The following is a 17065-nucleotide window of genomic DNA, read 5'->3' as shown; positions in this document are numbered from 1 at the left end:
AGACCTCGTGAGGGACCTACTGGGATTCGGCGTTCACGAGGTCCGCCACCACGCAACTCACGTTGTCCGGGCCGCCGGAGTCGTTCGCCGCTCCGACGAGGGCCTGGGCGGCCTCGGTCGGCGTGGAGGCCGCGGCGAGCGTGTCCCTGATGGTGGCTTCGGACACGACGGCCGACAGTCCGTCCGAGCACAGCAGATAGCGGTCGCCGACGAGGGCGTCGTGCAGCCGTACGTCGGGGGCCGGGGCGGGTGCGGATCCGCCGCCCGTCAACGCCTTGAGAAGCAGGGCGCGTTGGGGATGGGCGGTGGCCTCCTCCGGGGTCAGACGGCCCTCGTCGAGCATCGACTGGACCATCGTGTGGTCGTGGGTGATCCGGAAGAGGCCGCCGCCACGGAGGAGGTAGGCGCGGGAGTCGCCGATGTGGACCAGGGCCAGTTGGGAGCCCGTCCACACCATCGCGGTGAGGGTGGTGCCGATCTCGTTCGTCGGGCCCGCCACCTCCTGGACGGCCTGCGTGGCGCCCTGGACCGCGTCCTCCAGGAGGTTGAGGACGCTCCCGGCGGGGAGCGGCTCGTCGTCGAGGAACTTCAGGGCCTCGACGGCCGCGCTGCTCGCGGGCGCGCCCCCGGACCCGAAACCGTCGGCGACGGCCAGGACGCGGGTGCCCGCGTACGCCGTGTCCTGGTTGGCGGGGCGTACGAGGCCGGTGTCGGACAGGGCGGAGTAACGGAGTTCCAGCATGGTGGTGTCCTTACTCGGATCGTCCGGGGTACCCGGTTTACCCGGGTCTCTCGGGACGGTTCGTGACAGGTGGTCGACGAGGAAGGCGGCCAGGTCACGGCGGGTCGCCGTCTCCGACTCGGTCCGCGCCCAGAACGCGCGGATCTCCCGTGCCGCTGCCGGCGGTTCCAGCGCACAGACCTCGCGGATCCCGGCCAGCGGCATGCCCAGCCGCCGCAGCCACGCCACCAGGCGTGCCTGTTCCAACTGCTCGGGCGCGTAGTAGCGGTACCCGGTCTCCGGGTCCACCCGCGCGGGGCGCAGCAGCTCCAGCTCGTCGTACAGCCGAAGCGCCTTCGGCGACAGCCGTGACGCCTTCGCGAACGCCCCGATCGTCAGCATCTCCATACGCGCACCCCCATGAGCAGCCGACCACTCAGCAGGTCAGCCGGTCCGTCGTTCCTCGTCTCGCCACCGATGCTGTGGCCTCCCCAAAGGTGAAGGTCAAGCGGCCCGATCCGGTTCCCGGGCCGGTTGTTAGTCTGCGAGCGGGATCACCGGAGCCGACGTACCCATGAGGAGCCCGCCGTGGCACGCACCGCCGCCCGCATCGCACTCGTCACCTGCCGGGAGGTCGAGGAGTCCGGGTACGACCGTGACCTGCCCGTTCTCGCCGACGCGGTGGAGCGGGCCGGGGCGGACGCCGCCGTCGTGTGCTGGGACGATCCCGACGTCAAGTGGGACGGCTTCGACCTCGCCGTCATCCGCTCCACCTGGGACTACAGCTGGCGGGCCGCCGAGTTCGTGGCGTGGGCCGAGCGGTGCGGGGCGCTGACGGCACTGGCGAACCCCGCGGCCGTCGTCCGCTGGAACACCGACAAGCGGTATCTCGGCGACCTCGCCGCCGCCGGGGTGCCCGTCGTCGACACCCGGTACCTCGCCCCCGGCGACCCGGCCGACCTGCCCGCCGACCGCGAGTACGTCGTCAAGCCCACCTCGGGGGCGGGCGCCCGGAACGCCGCCCGCTACACGCCCGAGGACCACGACAGGGCCGTACGGCACCTGGAGTGGATGCACGCGGAAGGGCTGACCGCGATGGTGCAGCCGTACATGCGGAGCATCGACACGGCGGGCGAACGGGCCCTGCTGTTCTACGGCGGGCGCTTCCTGCACGCCATCCGCAAGGGCGCCGTCCTGGAACCCGGCACCGCGTACGACGCGGACAAGGTCCCGCACCCGAACCTGACGCCGTGGGAGCCGACCCCCGCCGAACTCGCCGTGGCGGAACGGGCGTTGGCCGCCGTGCCGGACGCCCCCGAACTGCTCTACGCCCGCGTGGACCTGGTGGACGGCGACGACGGGGCGCCCCGAGTCATGGAGCTGGAACTCGTCGAGCCCAACCTCTTCCTCTTCCTGCACGAGGCCTCGGTGCCGGTCGTCGCCGAGGCGATCGTCAGGGCGGCCACCACCGGCTGACGGCCTCGCCGCTGCCAGGCCCACGGTTGTTGGCCTATGTCTGTAGGCCAACGCCTGTTGGCCCGCGTCTGTAGGCCAACGCCTGTGGGTCCACGACTGTTGGCCTACCGCTGTGGGCCCATGAGTGTTGGCCCACATCTGTAGGCCAACACCTGTAGGCCGGCCCCGTACGTCAGCCGCGCGCCCCCGTGACCGCCATCCGCTGCAGCAGCCCGTACGTGAACTCCGCCACGCAGTCGTGCGGTACGCCCGACGAGTCCGGCGCTGTGAACGCCAGACCCCACCGTGTCGGCGCCGACCCCTCCAGCGGCCGGGCGGGTGCGAAGGCGCGGGCCGCCTCGTCGACCGTGCAGGACCAGGGGGTCAGGTCCTCCAGCGTGCGCAGCTCGGGGGAGGGGGCGCCCGGCTCGCGGACCAGCCACTCGTTCCAGGCCGCGCCGTTCGGGGCCACCAGAACCTCGAAGCGGAGGTCCGGCCAGAGGGGGACCGGCCACAGGAGTGCCTCGCAGGACAGGTCGCCGATCTGCCGGGGCGTGACCGACTCCGGTTCGCCGAGGATCGAGCGGTAGCGGGAGACCGCTCCCCGGCCCCGCGGCACATGCCGCATCGCCTGCCAACGGCGGTTGGCCTCGCGCATGTCCGCGATCGAGACGCCCAGCGCGTGGCGGGCGTCCTCCACGAGGTCCGCGTTGTGGTCGGCCATGCGGCGCAGCAGGACCAGCTGGAAGTCGAGCGGGGTGAACGGGCCGGCGGGCCTATCGGGTCGCTTGGCGGGAGGCATGCGTCCCATCGTGGCGTACGTGTCCGGCGCGGTGCGCGTCGCCCGGGGTGCGGCCGGTCGGAAGGAAGAGCACCGAGTTCACGTACCGGACGTACCCCGGGCTCCGGAAGGCCAGCACGCGCCGCAGCAGGCCCTGGGAGACCACGTGCGAGGCGTGGGCCTGGTGGGACTCCAGGTCGAAGGAGGCGAGGGGGAGCCAGGTGTCGTCGGGCAGGACCCAGCCCTTGTATCCGCGCTCGGCGAGGAACGACACGACGGGCCTGATCGGCTGGATGCGGGCTTCCAGTTCGATGAACAGGGCCGGGCGGTCACGGGTGAGGAGGGTGGTCGCCCCGCGCAGCACCGCCAGTTCGTTGCCGTCCACGTCGATCTTGACGAAGCCGACGTCGTGGAGGTTCAGGCTGTCCAGAGTCAGACAGGGGACGTCCAGGGCGCGGGCGTGGATGTCCCGGCGGACGAGTGAGGAGACACCCCGGTCGCCCTGGTCGCCGGATGGCAGCCACAGCCGGGCCGTGCCCCGGCGGTCGCTCGCGGCGGCCCGTACCACCCGGACGTTCCCGGGCGTCGCGGCGGTCAGCAGCCGGGCCAGGTGCGGGACGGGCTCGACCGTCACCACGCGGTGCGCCCGCTGGGACAGACGGCGCGTCCAGGGGCCGTACCAGCCGCCGACGTCCACCGCCGTGCCGCAGCCGGGCGGGCAGAGATCGCCGAGCCGGGCCAGTTCGGGCTCGAAGCGCGGATAGACGAACCGGGCGGCGGCGGCGACCAGCCGCACCGGCACGAAGGGGGCCAGACGGGCTGCCAGGGTCATGAGGTCACATCCCCGGGGGTCTGGGGGTTTCCCCCAGTTAGACGCAGCAGCAGGCGTTCGTGTTCGTCGTCCGTCACCTGTTCGCCGGAGGACGGGAGGAGCTGCGGGATGCCGTCCACGATCGGATAGCGGCGGCGCAGACGCGGGTTGTAGAGAGCGTCCTCAGTACTCTCCGGACCCTCCGTCTCCTTTTCGAGGAGATGCAGCGGCCCCTTGTCCAGCGGGCACGCCAGTATCTTCAGCAACAGGTCGTCGGGGTTCATCAGTGGTCAACTCCCTTGTGGGGGGCGGGGGTTGGGACTCCTCCGGTGGATCGTGCTGGGCCGGTGGTTCGTGCTGTGACGGCGGATCGGGCTGTGCCGGTGGACCGGGCTGGGCCGGCGGGTCGTGCTTGGGCATCGCCAGGAGTACGGAGACCGCCAGCGCCGTACCGCCGATGCGCAGCGCCAGTCGCAGCGGGTCCTCCGGCAGCGCCTCGCCGAACGCGAGCGTGCCGAGCACCGCGGTGAACAGGCAGGTCACCGTCGTGCAGACCGGCACGATCAGCGAGGCCCGACAGCGCTGCAGCGCCGCCTGCGACATCACCAGGCCGAACGCGCCGGTGAACAGCAGGAGATAGGGGTACGGGGAGCTGAGCAGATCAACCACCGCACCGCCGAGGCCACTTGAGGTGAGGTAGCTCGACACCCCCTTGATGGCCAGCGAGCTGACCCCGTACAACAGGCCCACCGCCACGCCGTATTCGACGCCCGTGGTCGGCATGCGGTGCCGGTGGCGGGCGCGGCGCTCGGCGGACGCGTACAGCCAGACGCCCAGCGCGAGCGACGGTACGCAGACGAGCAGGATCAGCGGGGCGGGGGCGCTGCGGCTGACCGTGTCGGAGCCCTCCTTGAGGGACAGGACGACCATGAGCAGCGCGACGAGGATCGCCCCGATCGCGTACCGCTCGCGGCCCGAGGTCTCCTCGCCGAGCAGCACCGAGGAGAGCAGCACGAGGATCACCAGGCCGGAGACGAAGATGCCCTGCGCGGCGGCGATCGGCAGCGTGCGGTAGACGACGAGCTGCGCGCCGAAGCCGGACGCCAGGGCGAGGGAGCCGCCGATCCACAGCGGACTGCCGAGGACCAGCCGCAGCAGCCGGGCGGGCTGCCGGACGGTCACCTCGGGCATCGCCGCCAACGCCCGTTTCTCCAGCACGAATCCGGTGCTGTAGAGCACGTTCGCGAGCAGGGCCGCGGCCACCCCCCACCACATGGTCTACGTCCTTCGCGCGTGCAGGAGCAGGATCGAGGACATCGACGGCACGGCACACGCCAGCCGGTCCAGCGGGCGCATGGGCCGGGGCACCCCGTGGAAGGGCGCGCCCCTCAGCCGTACGACCTCGAAGCCCGACGCGGTCACGAACTCCCGCAGCGCACGGGCCGTGTAGAGCCGCAGATGGCCCACGACCTCCTTGCCGGGGCGGCCGTGGATGGCGCGCAGGCTCACCTCGGAGAAGACGGGCTGGACACCGGCGAGCAGCAGGGCGCGGTTGTACCAGGCGGCCAAGTTCGGTGTGGAGAGCATGAGATGACCTCCCGGGCGGAGGATCCGGTGGATCTCGTCGAGTGCCGCGTCCGGGTCCACGAGGTGTTCGACGACCTCGCTGAACAGGACGGCGTCGGCGGAGGCGGACCTGAACGGCAGCCCGCCGTCGGTGAGTTCGCCGCGTACCGCGTACGGCAGATGGGCGTGGGCGCGTCTGAGGGCGTCCTGGGACCAGTCGACGCCGACGATGCGATGGCCGGCCAGCAGCGGCGCCGCGGTCGCGGCGGCGGATCCGTCGCCGCAGCCGATGTCGATGACCGTCCGCGCACCGGACGCGGCCGGGCCGAGTGCGGCGGCCAGCATCCGGGCCTGGCGCAGACTGCGGGGCGCGCCGGAGGCGACCGGCACGGCCGGGTCCTCGTAGAAGTCCCGCAGTCCGTGCGGAGGTTGGCTGCCGGACGGGCGGGGCGGAGCCGTGGTCATGGGGCACTCTCCGTGGCGTGTTCCGTGGCGTGCAGGTAGTGCTCGAAGAGGTCGCGGAGATGGGAGCCGTCGCCGTGGCTGAGGAGCCTGCGGGACCAGCGGAACGCCACGTGCAGCCGGCCCGCCGTGGACGCCGTTGTGACTGTCAGCCCGCGCGGCATCCGGGCCGGCGCCGAGAACCACACCGCGTGCGCACGCCCCGCCCCCTCACCGAAGTCGAGGGCGTACGGAATGCGGCCGATGTTGCTCAGCAGCGTGGTCGACGTCCAGGGCCCGGCGGCCCTCCGCAGCCCCCGGGTGAACGCGGCCCGCCAGGCCACCGGGACCACCGGGGCCGTCAACAGGGCTGCCCCGTGACCGAGTTGGGGCCGCGGCAGCGCCTTGAGCGCACGGGTGCGGTCCGCAGTGCGCCGCAGCAGGCCCGCCATGTCCGAGGCGTCCAACTCCCCGGGCGCGAAGGGGACTTCGACGAGCCGCGTGCCGTTGCCGATCGGCATGTCGGTGTCACGGGTGCGGTCGTCCACCGGCATCGTGATGCGCAACGGGCGCGGCCGGGCACCGTGTTCCCGGTTCCAGTGGGTGATCATCAGGGCGGTGGCCACCATGAGCTGGTCGTTCACGGTGTACGGGGAACCCTTGGGCCGGCGCGGGACGCCGAACTCGGCGACGAGCATGCCGTTGCCGGGCGAGGGCTCGGGCGCGCCGTGCGCCACCCGCGCGGGCGGGGCCCAGGTCGAGGGCGCGTCGATGGCGCCCGGCGCCTCGGACGTCGTACGGGTCGGGGGCGCCGCAGGGGAGTTGTCCTTGCCGCCGTACAACTCGGCGGCGGTGGCGAGGACCCGCAGACAGGCGGGGCCGTCGAGGGCGGTGTGGTTGATCGTGACGAAGAGGACCGTGTCGTCGGCCTCCGGATCGAGGACCACTTCGAGGCGGATCGGCGGCGAGGCCGACAGCGGCGGGGCGTCCTGGAGAGCCCGGTCGCGGGCGTGCTTCAGGGCGTCCCGGTCCGGCGGCGGGAACAGGACGACCTCCACGTCCGCGTCCGGGGTGAGCTCCCACTCGTACCGCCGCCCGTACCAGGGGCGCCGCGCCTCGCGCATCAGGATGCGGGGATGGCGGTGCAGGGCCCCGGTGAACGCCGCCCGCAGCCGGTCCGGGTCGAGACGGCCCGGCAGATGCACCTCGATGTGGACGGTCTCCGGCTCCTCCTCCTGGAGGCAGTGCCGGGCGACCTCGTCCACGACGGGGAACGGGATGCGGGCGGGCGGCTCCACGGGGCCGTCCGTGCCGTCGCGTGCCGGGTGGTCCAGCGTGGTCATGTGTGTTCGCCTTCCCCCGTCTCCTCGGGCCGTGCGGGCCGCGGGTCCTCGGCGCGGGGCGGCCTGGCGTCCTCGGGGTCCGCGGGACTCGCCCCTCCGGAACGTTCCGGCCTCGGCTCCTCCGGCGGCGTCGCCCTGAACTTCGGCTTCCGGAAGCCGAACCGCGTGGTGGGCGGGTCGGGCTCCGGCTGCGCGGACCCCGGCCCGCGGGCGGAGATCGTCGGGCCGGAGGCCACCCTGGGGGCGGGCGGGGTCCCGGCCTCTCCCGAGGCCGGTCCGGCCCCTTGCTCCGGTGCCGTGCCCGGGGCTGTCGGCGCTCCGGACACTCCGGGCATCCCGTGGTGTGCCTCGGGCGCCCGGGACGATTCGGAGGCGCCCGGCCCCGCGCTCTCACCCCGCCGCCGCTGCGGCAGCGGCTCGGTCGGCGCCTCGGTGCCCGGCGCGGGTGGTGGCAGCGCGCTGGCACTGGGAGCACCTGGATACCCCGAAGCGGCGGGAGTGCCTGTGCCGGGAGGAGCGCCGGGAGGCGTACTGGGGGGAGTGCCGGGAGCTCCGGGATACCCGTGAGCGCCGGAGGTCCCGAAGGCCTGGCCCCCACCGGGACTCCGAGCCCCGTACGAGGCCTCCCCGACCGACACCAACCCGGCGAACAGCCCGATCAGCGCCAGCAGTTGGGCCGTGGGTCCGAACGCCCCCGCGCCCTCGGCGACCGGCTCCCCGGCCCCGGTCGCGGCGGCGATCCCGGCCCCCGCGAGGGCGAGGAACGCGATGGGCACCAGCAGGGCGTGCCGCCGCCACGCGAGCAGCGCCAGCAAGGGCACCAGCAGCGCGAAGAACCCGGCGATCACGATCCCGACGAGCGTGAGCGCGACCGTGCCCAGGACCAGACCGGGCGGGGGCGGCACCGGCGAGGGCTCGTCCGTGTTGGGCGAGTTCCGCCGGAAGAGCACGAGCCCCGCGAGCAGGAGCACCGCGACACCGCCGCCGATCAGCCCGGCCTCGTACAGCGTGGACGGCTCGTACGACAGTTTGACCGTGCCGCCCGCGCCCGCCGGGACCCGCCAGCCCTGCTGCCAGCCGTCGAGTCGCACCGGGTCGAGCTTCTTGCCGTTGAGCGTGGCCTTCCAGCCGTCGTTGAAGTTCTCGTACGTCGTCAGGTACGAGGCCGCGCCCGAGCCGACGCTCACCTCGCGGCGGTCGCCGAGCCAGTCCCGTATGCCGAGTTCACGGTTGAGCGCGGTGGGTGTGGTGAGCGTGCCGCGCGTCAGCGTGACGTCGGTGACGGCGAGCGGTCCCGCGTCGCCCGCCTCGACCCGGTGCGAGCCCGAGCCGAGGGACAACTCCGGGTCTTCGCGCCCCTCCTGGCAGAGCGTCAGCTCGATGGGCCGGCGCTCGACGAGGTCCTGCACCGTGCCCTTCGCGCTGGTCTGGTACAGCTCGTCGTCGACGGCGAGCGTCGGACCCTCCCCGCAGGGGACGTCGAAGGTGCGGGTGCTGCGGGGCTGCGGGGTGCGGTACTGGTCCAGGGCCGGGACGTATGCCTCGGTGAGGCCGACCGGGAGCTGCAGGTCCTCGTCGGCGAGCGGGTTGTGGACGGTCATCGGGGCCGTCTCGGTGATGGTGATGTCGAGCCGGTCCGTGGTGATCGGATCGAAGCGGACGACACCGTTCTCGTCGACGCCCGCGATCGTCGAGCCGTCCGGCGAGCTGATGTTGACCTCGGTCGGCCGGGTGGAGAGCCCGCCAGCCGGAGCCAGCACGATCTCGCCCACGGCCTGCTTGTCCGGCCAGCGCAGATGGATGGTCGGGTTGTCCCCGGCGATCCAGGCCGTGGACAGATTCCCGTCGGTGAGGTTGCGCGGTGAGAGCCCGGTGCCGAGCAGGGCCGTCGAGTCGGCGGTCGCCGTGATCCGGTTCCGCTGCTCGGGCGCGACCTTGTAGAGCAGCTCGTCGAGCTCGTCGCTCGGCACGGGGATGGCGCTCGCCTTCACCTCGTACGTGCCCGCCGACTCCGAGGTCCAGCGGCGGTGCAGCCCCGCCTCCGTGCCCGTCGGCGAGAAGCCGCCCGGGTCGGTGGCGCGGTGCAGCGAGACGACCTCGGCGGCGGCGTCGGTGCGCTCGGCGTCCGTCGGGAGCCGCAGCATGCGGGTCACCTGGACGTCGGGAATGGTGATCTCGGAGAAGCCCGCGCCGGACAGGTCGGAGCGCCGGGCCGCCGAGTCGACGATGGTGACCTTCAGCCAACTCGTCGCCCCCTCAGGGGCCTTGATGCGCTGGCGCATGCCGTTGGCCTGGAGCGTGCTCGTCTCGGAGCCGCGCTCCGTCTCCACGCGCACCCGGGTCGGCGCCGAGCGCACGCTGTCCTGCGGCAGCGGGGTGACCCGGATCGAGTCGGGGATCTCCGTCTCGTCCGTGAAGCCGATCCGCAGCCACTGCCCGTCCGCCGAACCCGCCGCGCCCTCGGCCCAGGCGGTGTTCGGATTGCCGTCGAAGGCGTTCACCGGGTCGTACTGCGGCAGATAGAACATCCAGTTGCCGCTCGACGACGCGGACACCGAGCGCGCGCCGCGCAGTTCGGCCACCGTCTGGTGCCCGATGCCCTCGGTCGGCAGGATCTGGTGCGGCTTCTCACCGGCGTCCTGGAAGCTGTCGGAGTGATTGCGTTCGTCGCGGGTGTACGTGTACGACGTGTTGGCGTTGACCAGGCCGAACCGGGTGTCCGCGCGCCGCAGTCCGTCGCCCACCACCTGCAACTCGGGGGCGCCCAGGCCGGGATGGTTGTCGCCGGTCAGCACGGCGGCCCGGTCGCGCATGGTCGGGTCGGCGGACAGCGGCAGCAGCGCCTCGGGCCCGCCGGAGACAACGGCCGTGTCGGCGACCGCCTTCAGACCGGCCTGCCCGGGCCGCGGCACGTCCGCGCTCGCCGGCTCGTAGATCTCGACGGCCCGCTGCCGCGGGTACAACCCCTCTATCTGTACGGGGGTGTTCTCCGCGATGCGCCCGCCCGTCATCACCGGACCGAGGCCGGTCACCCGCCGGTAGCCCGACTCCTCCAGGGTGCGCTTGACGGTCGTGGTCGGTACGTAGCCGAGCTGGTCGGGGTCGAGATCGTTGCGGACGACGACGTAGTAGAGGCCGGCCCGGCTCAAGTAGTCGGCCAGGCCCGGGACTTCGCCGCCCGTCAGCAGGGACTGCTCGACCGCGTCCATCGCGCGCCGGTTGCCCGCGGTGCCGAACGGCACGTAGTCCCGCTGGGCCCAGCGGGAGTCGGCGAGCACGTCGAGGGGCTGGTCGATGGGCGAGCCCCAGGTGTAGATGCCGTGCGCGGTGGCGGGCACGACGAGGGCACGGGAGTCCGGCGAGTACTTCTCCAGCCAGTCGGCCGTGGACTGCCAGTACTTGGGAAGCTGCTGGAACGAACCCGGCTGCAGGATCGACCCGTTGAGGTAGGGCCAGGCGAGACCGGGGAGTACGAGGATCGCGGCGACCAGGGCCACGTACCGACGGCCGCGCACGGGGCGGGCCCCGCGCGACTGCGAGGCGACGCCGACCAGGTGCATCAGGCCGAAGACGAGGGCGAGGGCCAGTCCCGTCTGGAACTTGTAGATGTTCCGGAAGGGCACGAGCCCGCCGTCCAGCCAGTCCTGGACGACGCCGTGGAAGGGCGCGCCGAACGAACCGCCGTACCCGGCAAGGGTGATGAGCGCGACCGACAGCACGGTCAGGACCAGCCAGCGCCGCTCGGGCAGGTCACGGCGGGCCAGTCCGGCGAGACCGAGCCCGGCCGCGAGCGCCGACGAGACGATCACGATCACCGAGGCCGCGACCGTCCAGCCGGCCGGCAGCCAGGCCTCGCCGAAGTGCAGATAGGCGACCCAGTTCCCGGCGCCGCGCAGGGCCTCCGTCGCCGACATCGTGTCCGTCGTGGTCTGTGAACTCTCCACGTACGGAAGGAAGTTCTCGCCGTAGATGCCCAGCATGAGGAGTGGGACCACCCACCAGGCGGTCGCCAGGAGCACGCCCGGGATCCACCAGGCGATCAGCTTGCGCTGCCGGGGGCCGCGTGGGCGGGAGAGGAGGTAGAGACCGACTGGCAGCAGAGAGGCGAGAGTCGAGGCCGCGTTGACGCCTCCCATGAAGGGGATGATCAGCGCCGAGCGGAGTGCGGCGACCCGGGCGCTGTGGCGCTCGTTCGTCAGCGGCAGCAGCACCCAGGGAAGAAAGGCGCCGGGTAGTGCGGCGGCGGAAGTTGAGCCGACGACGATCGTGAACACCGGCCAGAGCGCGTACGTGAGTGCGCCGAGGAGTCGGGACGCGTTGCTTCCGATGTCCAGCCGTTCGGCGAGCCGCAGTGCGCCCCAGAAGGCGACCGCGACGATGAGCGACATCCACAGCCGCTCGGCCAGCCACACCGGGAGGTTGATCAGCTCGCACAGGCCGTAGTACGGCAGCATCGGGAAGGCGTAGCCGACGTACTGGTCCGCGATGCCGCCGAAGCCGCCCCGGTCGTGCCAGAGCTGGCCCAGGTCGGACAGGAACTGCCACGGGTCGAGCGCGACACCGAGCTTCGTGTCGAACGTCTGCCGGCCCGGGTCCACCGCGAGGAACAGCACGAACACCACGGCCCAGAACCCCAGCAGCCACCGCCGCGACCGCGGGCCCCGGGCGGGGCCGGGGTCGGGGGCGAGCGGACGGGTGCGCGCCGGGGGAGGGGCCTGGACCGTGCTGGTCATGGATACCGCCGGAGAATGAGGAGGAGGTTCCAGGTGGCGAACTCGCGCAGCCCCGGCGCCTTCGCGACGGCCTGGGCGAGGAACGGCCAGTAGCGGGAACGAGCCGAGACGACCTTTACGTCGTCCCGGGCGCGCACCTGCCGCAGGGTGGGTCCGATGTGTACGGCGAAGAGGTTCTCGCCGAGGGTGTGCTTGGCGGGCCTGCCGGTACGACGGCTGTAGCGGGCGCGGGCCCGCTCCGCGCCCAGGTAGTGCCAGGGCGCCCACTCGTGACCGCCCCATGGGGACAGCCAGTTGGTGAACGACACGTAGATCAGGCCGCCGGGTTTCGTCACCCGCACCATCTCGCTGAGGAAGGTCTGCGGATCCGCCACATGCTCCAGGACGTTGGAGGAGAAGCTGACGTCCGCCACCGCGTCGGCGAGCGGCAGGAGGTATCCGTCCGCGACCACCGCGCCCTGTGGTGGTTTCGGGCCGAGTTCCCGCATGTCCGGCTCGAAGAGGTAGCCGTGTGCGCCGCGCCGCCTGAACTCGTCCGTGAAGTAGCCGCCTCCGCCGCCGATGTCCACGACTGTCCGGCCCCTCACGGGGCCGTCGTACGCCTCGACCTGGTTCGCCGCGTCGCGTGCGAGCAGGGAGTAGCAGGCCTCGGGGTCGGCCTGCTCGTGGCGGAAGGCTCGGAAGAGGGCGAGGGAGCGGCGTAGGGATGGGTCCTTGAAGCCTGTTTTGGGGCTTGGGCTTGGGCTCGTGTTTGGGCTTGGGGATGGGGTTGCGTTTGTGTTTTTTCCCCCGGCAGGCGTCATGGCCAGTTCCTCACCGCCTCTGTTGCCACCGCTCTGAACTGGCGGACCGTGCGGTGCCAGCGGAACTGGGTGGCGCGGTCGCCGGCCGCCTTGCCCATGAGCGTGCGACGGTGGGTGGACAGGGCGAGGGTGCACCAGGCCGCCGCGAACGAGGACTCGCCGCGGGCCAGCAGGCCCGTCTCGCCGTCCACGATCGAGTCGCGCAGGCCGGGTACGTCGAAGGCGATGGCCGGGGTCTCGCGGGCCGCCGCCTCCGTCACCACCAGGCCCCAGCCCTCTACGGCCGAGGGGTGCAGCAGCAGCCAGGCCGCGCAGAGCAGGCGGTGCTTCTCCGTCTCGGAGACATGGCCCCTGAACTCGACGCCCGGGCCCGCTAGTTGTTCGAGTCTTTCCCGTTCGGGGCCGTCGCCGACTATGACCAGTCGGCCGCCTGTCACTGGGCGGACCCGTTCCCACAGGCGGAGGAGCAGATCTATCCGCTTGTACTCGACCAGCCTGCCCATCGCCAGGAACAGCGGTTCCGGTGAGCGTTCGGTGGGCGGGCCCGGCTCCTCCACGCCGTTGTGGACGACCCGGATGCGTTCGCGCTCCACCCCGATCGCGCGCAGCGCGTGTGCCGTCGACGGGGAGACGGCGACCAGCAGGTTGTGGCGCTGTGCGCCGGCGAGGGCCCAGTGTTCGAGTCTTCGGCCGAGCCGGGCGGCGGGGGCCAGCGGGCCGTTGAACCGCATCCGCCACAGGTCGGTGTGCACGTGGTTGACCAGGCAGAGGGTCGGGCCGCGGTGCCACAGGGGGGCCAGGTACGGCATGCCGTTGCAGACCTCTACGAGCAGGTCGCAGTCGCCGATCTGGCGCTGGAACGCCGATCTGGCGCGCAGGTAGTGGCCGAGGTCGCCGCCCGCCGACACGACGCGGTAGTCGCGGTACGCGGCGGGGCCGCCGCAGAGCAGGGTGACCTGGTGGCCGAGGTGGGTCAGGCCCTCGGCGAGTCTGTCTACGAGGAGTTCGGAGCCGCCCGCGGCTTCGTTGCCGAAGTCACGACGGGCGAGGAAAACGATTCGGCGCGGCTGTGGGGGGAGCGCCGGGGGTCGCTGCGCGGAGCGGGGGAAGGCGGCGCGCAACGACGAAGGCACGTGCTGGGGCATGGGTGCTCCAACTCGTCTCGGGGTGCGGAACCAGCGTGAGGGTGGGGTGGGGGGTGAGGTGGGGCTCGGTGGGGTGGAGTGGAGTGGGGTGGGGTGGGGTTCTGTGGTGGTCTCCCGGTGCGGGTTCGTTGTGGCTCGCGGTGCGGTTTGGTTCTTTTTGCGGTGCGGCTTGGTCTTTTCTCGCGGTGTGTTGTGGGTACGCGGGCCGTGCCGGTACGTCGAGCCCGCCGCACTCCGGGTGTACGGCTGTGGGTTTCGGAGGTGCTCCTCTTTTGGAGGAGCCCTACGCGGCGGGCTCGACGTACCGACCCGTCCCGCTCCCGTTTCGTACTGCGACTGCGGGGCCGAACTGTGATGGGGATGTGGTCGGGCTGTGTTCGGGTGGGGTGGATAGTTTTCGCCCGCTGGTTCGATGCGGCTACTCACCGAAGTGATAATTTCGGGGCTTTATCCAGCTGACGTCTCATCACATTGTGAGCGGCTGCTGGGAGCTCTCGGACGTTTCGGGATGTGGACGCCCTCGTACCACCAAAACGACCCCCGCGAGTGTGAGGAGGAAGCCCGCCACACCCGTTCCCAGGGGCAACGTCTGGCCCACCATGCGCAGTTGGCCGCTGTCCTTGTCGGCCAGGTCGACCTGTTCCTTCTGGGTCTCGGGGGTGAAGGCTATTCGCTCGCTGTCGAGCAGGACCACGGCATCCTTGTCGCCGCCGGGGGCCCGGAGCGTCTTGCGGGGGCCGATCGCCGCGTAGATGATCCGGCCCGTGCGCTGGTCGGCCACGAGCTCGATGCCGTGGTTGGCGTACCACTCCTCGGCGAGCACCTGACCGGCGTCCTTCTCGCCGACGAGCGTGCCCGGTACCAGCCGGGTTCCGGTCTTGGTGGCGCGCACGGTTCCGGTGAAGCGGAGGCCCTCGTACCCCTGGATCTTCTTCGTGCCCTTGTACGCCAGCGTGACGGTCGAGCCGAGCGTGCTGTCCCACCAGATGTAGGAGCGTTTCTGCACGTCGAAGGGGAACTTCAGGTAGGCCTCGCCCTCGTAGTACGGCTCCTCGTCGCAGCAGTGGACCGGCTTGTTCGTCTTGCGGTCGGTGACCCAGCGCTCCATGGTCCACTGCAGCGAGTCGTGGGGGTCGGCGGCGGGCAGCGACTTGGCGGTGTCCACGGACGTGGACACGTCCCAGACGGCCCGGCCGCTCTTCTCGCTGTCGGCGACATCGCCGCGGACCTGGCGGGTGATGGTGATCTTCTTGTCGCGGACGGTTTCGATCTCGTCCGTGTCGAAATAGCTGCCCGTACCGGTGAAGACCGTCTTCGAGTCGATGTCGACGGGCGTGCGTTGAGCACGTGGCTCGACGTACCAGGCGAGCAGGGGGGCCAGGACGAGCAGGAACACGCCCAGACCCAGGACGACCAGTGAAAAGGGTGAGGTTGTACGGCGCATCCGGGCACTCCAGGGGCTCTTGGTGACGCGGCACGGGCTGTGCCGGCACGGTGGTGGAGGGTGCACGTGCGGTATGGGGCGGGAACCGTAGGCGCACCCTTGACGAAGTGTCAATGCGTTGTCGAGACTGGGGCTCGCCGGACGGGCCCGGTGAAGATGGGGATGTGCCGTGCTCCGGAAGGGGCGCGGGGAACTGCGCGATCGGCCATGAACGGCCCGCAGATTTCGGATGGCGCTCCCGGTGGAGCGCTCGGGTGGGACGACCTCCGACAGAGAGGCTGACCCGCGATGCCCAGACTGCTCGCCGCGCTGCTGACCGTGGCGGCTGCCGCCGTACTCGCCGTGGGCGCCGCCCTCGGTATCGTCGCGCTGCTCGACGCGACCCCCGAACAGCCGAACACGCCGCTCATCACCTATGAGACGGCCGGCCAGGAGCGCTGATCATGGCCCTACGCCGGGGACCCGTCACCGTGCGCTCGGCCTGGCACGACGTGCCGCGCCTCCAGGTCCGCCAGTTCGCGGCGCTCGCCATGGCCGAGGCGCCCATACTCGCCGAGGAGATCCTTCAGGAAATACGTCGTGAATACCCTCATCTGCCCGTCGTGCTCGACGACTCCGGGGAGCCGATGGCGCTGGTCGGGATCCGGCGGGCCATCGAGGTGTTCGTTCAGCATCTGGAGACCGCCGAGGGGCGCCCGCGCGTCCACCCCGAGGTCTTCCAGGAGTTCGGCCGCGGTGAGGGCCTGCACGGCCGCAGCCTTGATTCGCTTCAGGCGATCTACCGGCTCGGTGTGCGGCTCGCCTGGCGCCGATTCGCCGAGATCGGCACGCGCGTGGAGATCCCGCCGCCCGCGATGTACGAGCTGGTCGACGCCGGTTACGAGTATCTGGACGGGCTGGTCGACCAGTCCGTACGCGGATACGCCGAGGCCGCCGCCCGGCAGGCCGGAGAGCGGTTGCGTCTGCAGCGGCGGTTGATGGAGTTGCTGCTTGCCGAGCACCACCGGGGCGATCCGGCCGAGGCGCTCTCGGAGCGGGCCGCCCGGATCGGCTGGCCGCTGCCCGACAAGGTCGCGGTGGGTGTGCTGTTGCGGCCCGCCCGTGAGGCCGTTGCCCCCGCTGTCGGACAGGGTGTGCTGTTGGATATGGAGTACGAGCAGCCCCGGATGGTCGTGCCCGAGCCTGATGCCGCCGGGCGCCCCGAGCTCTTGCACCGGGCGCTGACGGGGTGGGCCGGTGCGATCGGGCCGCCCGTTCCGCTGGCCGACGCGGCGAAGTCGCTGCGCTGGGCCGAGGCGGCCGTACGGCTCATGGAGCGCGGGCTGCTGCCGCCGGGCGAGGTGCTGTACTGCACCCAGCACACGGAGGCGCTGGTCCTGCTCCAGCCCGAGGAACTGATCGACGACCTGGCGCTGCGGTGTCTGGAGCCGCTCGCCCACTGCGGGCCCACGCACGGGCGGCGGCTGGCGGAGACCCTGCTGGCGTGGCTGGAGACGCGGGGCGGTGCTCCCGAAGTGGCCGCGCGCCTCGGGGTCCATCCCCAGACCGTGCGGTATCGCCTTCGGCAGATCAGGGAGCTTTGGGGGGACGAGGTCGATGACCCGGATCGGCGATTCGAACTGGAGCTGGTGCTTCGGGCTCAGCGGCTTCGGGGGGAGCTGGGAGATCCCCGCGCCCGGCGTTGAGTGACCCCCTTGCCCGCCCACCCACCCGTTTACTGCGTGCCCTCGGGTGGGCGTTCGGGGCGCCGGTGACCGTTCACTTCGCCCGTGACCGTCCCGCCCACCCGTAACCGCTCGCCCACCCATTGTCGCAAGGCCAT

The 17065-nt window shown here is 71.8% G+C and carries 13 protein-coding genes and 1 pseudogene; 3 read left to right on the top strand and 11 right to left on the bottom strand.

Annotated features, from left to right (window positions below; translation table 11 throughout):
- Window positions 1-16 precede the first annotated feature (16 nt).
- Window positions 17-1129, bottom strand: coding sequence for a MerR family transcriptional regulator (locus tag ACN20J_RS16865; protein ID WP_419666217.1), 1113 nt, complete (start codon window positions 1127-1129; stop codon window positions 17-19).
- Between the two features lie 180 nt (window positions 1130-1309).
- Here ACN20J_RS16865 and ACN20J_RS16860 point away from each other — a divergent pair, with 180 nt between their 5' ends.
- On the top strand, window positions 1310-2197 hold the full coding sequence (locus ACN20J_RS16860) for an ATP-grasp domain-containing protein (protein ID WP_372505619.1): 888 nt from the start codon (window positions 1310-1312) through the stop codon (window positions 2195-2197).
- A gap of 172 nt (window positions 2198-2369) precedes the next feature.
- Here ACN20J_RS16860 and ACN20J_RS16855 read toward each other — a convergent pair whose 3' ends face one another.
- The 10 genes and pseudogenes from ACN20J_RS16855 to ACN20J_RS16810 all read right to left on the bottom strand — a co-directional run bounded on the left by ACN20J_RS16855 (window position 2370) and on the right by ACN20J_RS16810 (window position 15243).
- Window positions 2370-2987 (bottom strand): hypothetical protein, encoded by a 618-nt coding sequence (locus ACN20J_RS16855; protein WP_419666216.1) that lies wholly within the window; start codon window positions 2985-2987, stop codon window positions 2370-2372.
- Window positions 2953-3789 (bottom strand): FkbM family methyltransferase, encoded by an 837-nt coding sequence (locus ACN20J_RS16850; protein ID WP_189838017.1) that lies wholly within the window; start codon window positions 3787-3789, stop codon window positions 2953-2955. Before ACN20J_RS16850 ends, ACN20J_RS16855 begins: the two co-directional genes overlap by 35 nt.
- Window positions 3786-4052 (bottom strand): Trm112 family protein, encoded by a 267-nt coding sequence (locus ACN20J_RS16845; protein ID WP_419666215.1) that lies wholly within the window; start codon window positions 4050-4052, stop codon window positions 3786-3788. Before ACN20J_RS16845 ends, ACN20J_RS16850 begins: the two co-directional genes overlap by 4 nt.
- On the bottom strand, window positions 3952-5043 hold the full coding sequence (locus ACN20J_RS16840) for a hypothetical protein (RefSeq protein ID WP_419666214.1): 1092 nt from the start codon (window positions 5041-5043) through the stop codon (window positions 3952-3954). Before ACN20J_RS16840 ends, ACN20J_RS16845 begins: the two co-directional genes overlap by 101 nt.
- A gap of 3 nt (window positions 5044-5046) precedes the next feature.
- On the bottom strand, window positions 5047-5799 hold the full coding sequence (locus tag ACN20J_RS16835) for a class I SAM-dependent methyltransferase (protein WP_361910556.1): 753 nt from the start codon (window positions 5797-5799) through the stop codon (window positions 5047-5049).
- Window positions 5796-7118, bottom strand: coding sequence for a condensation protein (locus ACN20J_RS16830; RefSeq protein WP_189838020.1), 1323 nt, complete (start codon window positions 7116-7118; stop codon window positions 5796-5798). Before ACN20J_RS16830 ends, ACN20J_RS16835 begins: the two co-directional genes overlap by 4 nt.
- Complete coding sequence (locus ACN20J_RS16825) at window positions 7115-11851, bottom strand: alpha-(1->3)-arabinofuranosyltransferase domain-containing protein (protein WP_419666213.1); 4737 nt, start codon at window positions 11849-11851, stop codon at window positions 7115-7117. Before ACN20J_RS16825 ends, ACN20J_RS16830 begins: the two co-directional genes overlap by 4 nt.
- A pseudogene (locus ACN20J_RS16820) lies at window positions 11848-12567 on the bottom strand (class I SAM-dependent methyltransferase); the annotation flags it as partial. The gene ACN20J_RS16825 and the pseudogene ACN20J_RS16820, both read right to left, overlap by 4 nt.
- Window positions 12568-12650: 83 nt before the next feature.
- Window positions 12651-13799 (bottom strand): glycosyltransferase family 4 protein, encoded by a 1149-nt coding sequence (locus ACN20J_RS16815; RefSeq protein WP_055618681.1) that lies wholly within the window; start codon window positions 13797-13799, stop codon window positions 12651-12653.
- Window positions 13800-14265: 466 nt separating this feature from the next.
- Entirely contained in the window at window positions 14266-15243 is a 978-nt protein-coding gene (locus ACN20J_RS16810; protein WP_189838023.1) for a DUF3068 domain-containing protein, read from the bottom strand.
- A 288-nt stretch (window positions 15244-15531) separates the two neighbouring features.
- Here ACN20J_RS16810 and ACN20J_RS16805 point away from each other — a divergent pair, with 288 nt between their 5' ends.
- On the top strand, window positions 15532-15684 hold the full coding sequence (locus ACN20J_RS16805) for a hypothetical protein (RefSeq protein WP_169801995.1): 153 nt from the start codon (window positions 15532-15534) through the stop codon (window positions 15682-15684).
- A gap of 2 nt (window positions 15685-15686) precedes the next feature.
- Window positions 15687-16928, top strand: a complete 1242-nt coding sequence (locus ACN20J_RS16800; protein ID WP_190228025.1) for a PucR family transcriptional regulator — start codon at window positions 15687-15689, stop codon at window positions 16926-16928.
- Window positions 16929-17065 lie beyond the last annotated feature (137 nt).

The sequence above is a fragment of the Streptomyces sp. 2-1 genome (assembly GCF_048564895.1).
In the GTDB taxonomy this organism is placed as follows: Bacteria; Actinomycetota; Actinomycetes; order Streptomycetales; family Streptomycetaceae; genus Streptomyces; species Streptomyces phaeochromogenes.
The sequence above is the reverse complement of the archived record's forward strand: the minus strand, read 5'-3'. Positions and strand labels throughout refer to the sequence as shown.

Bases quoted from the DNA above. Each gene is read 5' to 3' on its own strand.
- ACN20J_RS16805 (WP_169801995.1), top strand. From the start codon at position 15,532: ATGCCCAGACTGCTCGCCGCGCTGCTGACCGTGGCGGCTGCCGCCGTA.
- ACN20J_RS16840 (WP_419666214.1), bottom strand. From the start codon at position 5,043: ATGTGGTGGGGGGTGGCCGCGGCCCTGCTCGCGAACGTGCTCTACAGC.
- ACN20J_RS16845 (WP_419666215.1), bottom strand. From the start codon at position 4,052: ATGAACCCCGACGACCTGTTGCTGAAGATACTGGCGTGCCCGCTGGAC.
- ACN20J_RS16800 (WP_190228025.1), top strand. From the start codon at position 15,687: ATGGCCCTACGCCGGGGACCCGTCACCGTGCGCTCGGCCTGGCACGAC.
- ACN20J_RS16850 (WP_189838017.1), bottom strand. From the start codon at position 3,789: ATGACCCTGGCAGCCCGTCTGGCCCCCTTCGTGCCGGTGCGGCTGGTC.
- ACN20J_RS16835 (WP_361910556.1), bottom strand. From the start codon at position 5,799: ATGACCACGGCTCCGCCCCGCCCGTCCGGCAGCCAACCTCCGCACGGA.
- ACN20J_RS16855 (WP_419666216.1), bottom strand. From the start codon at position 2,987: ATGGGACGCATGCCTCCCGCCAAGCGACCCGATAGGCCCGCCGGCCCG.
- ACN20J_RS16865 (WP_419666217.1), bottom strand. From the start codon at position 1,129: ATGGAGATGCTGACGATCGGGGCGTTCGCGAAGGCGTCACGGCTGTCG.
- ACN20J_RS16830 (WP_189838020.1), bottom strand. From the start codon at position 7,118: ATGACCACGCTGGACCACCCGGCACGCGACGGCACGGACGGCCCCGTG.
- ACN20J_RS16825 (WP_419666213.1), bottom strand. From the start codon at position 11,851: ATGACCAGCACGGTCCAGGCCCCTCCCCCGGCGCGCACCCGTCCGCTC.
- ACN20J_RS16815 (WP_055618681.1), bottom strand. From the start codon at position 13,799: ATGCCCCAGCACGTGCCTTCGTCGTTGCGCGCCGCCTTCCCCCGCTCC.
- ACN20J_RS16810 (WP_189838023.1), bottom strand. From the start codon at position 15,243: ATGCGCCGTACAACCTCACCCTTTTCACTGGTCGTCCTGGGTCTGGGC.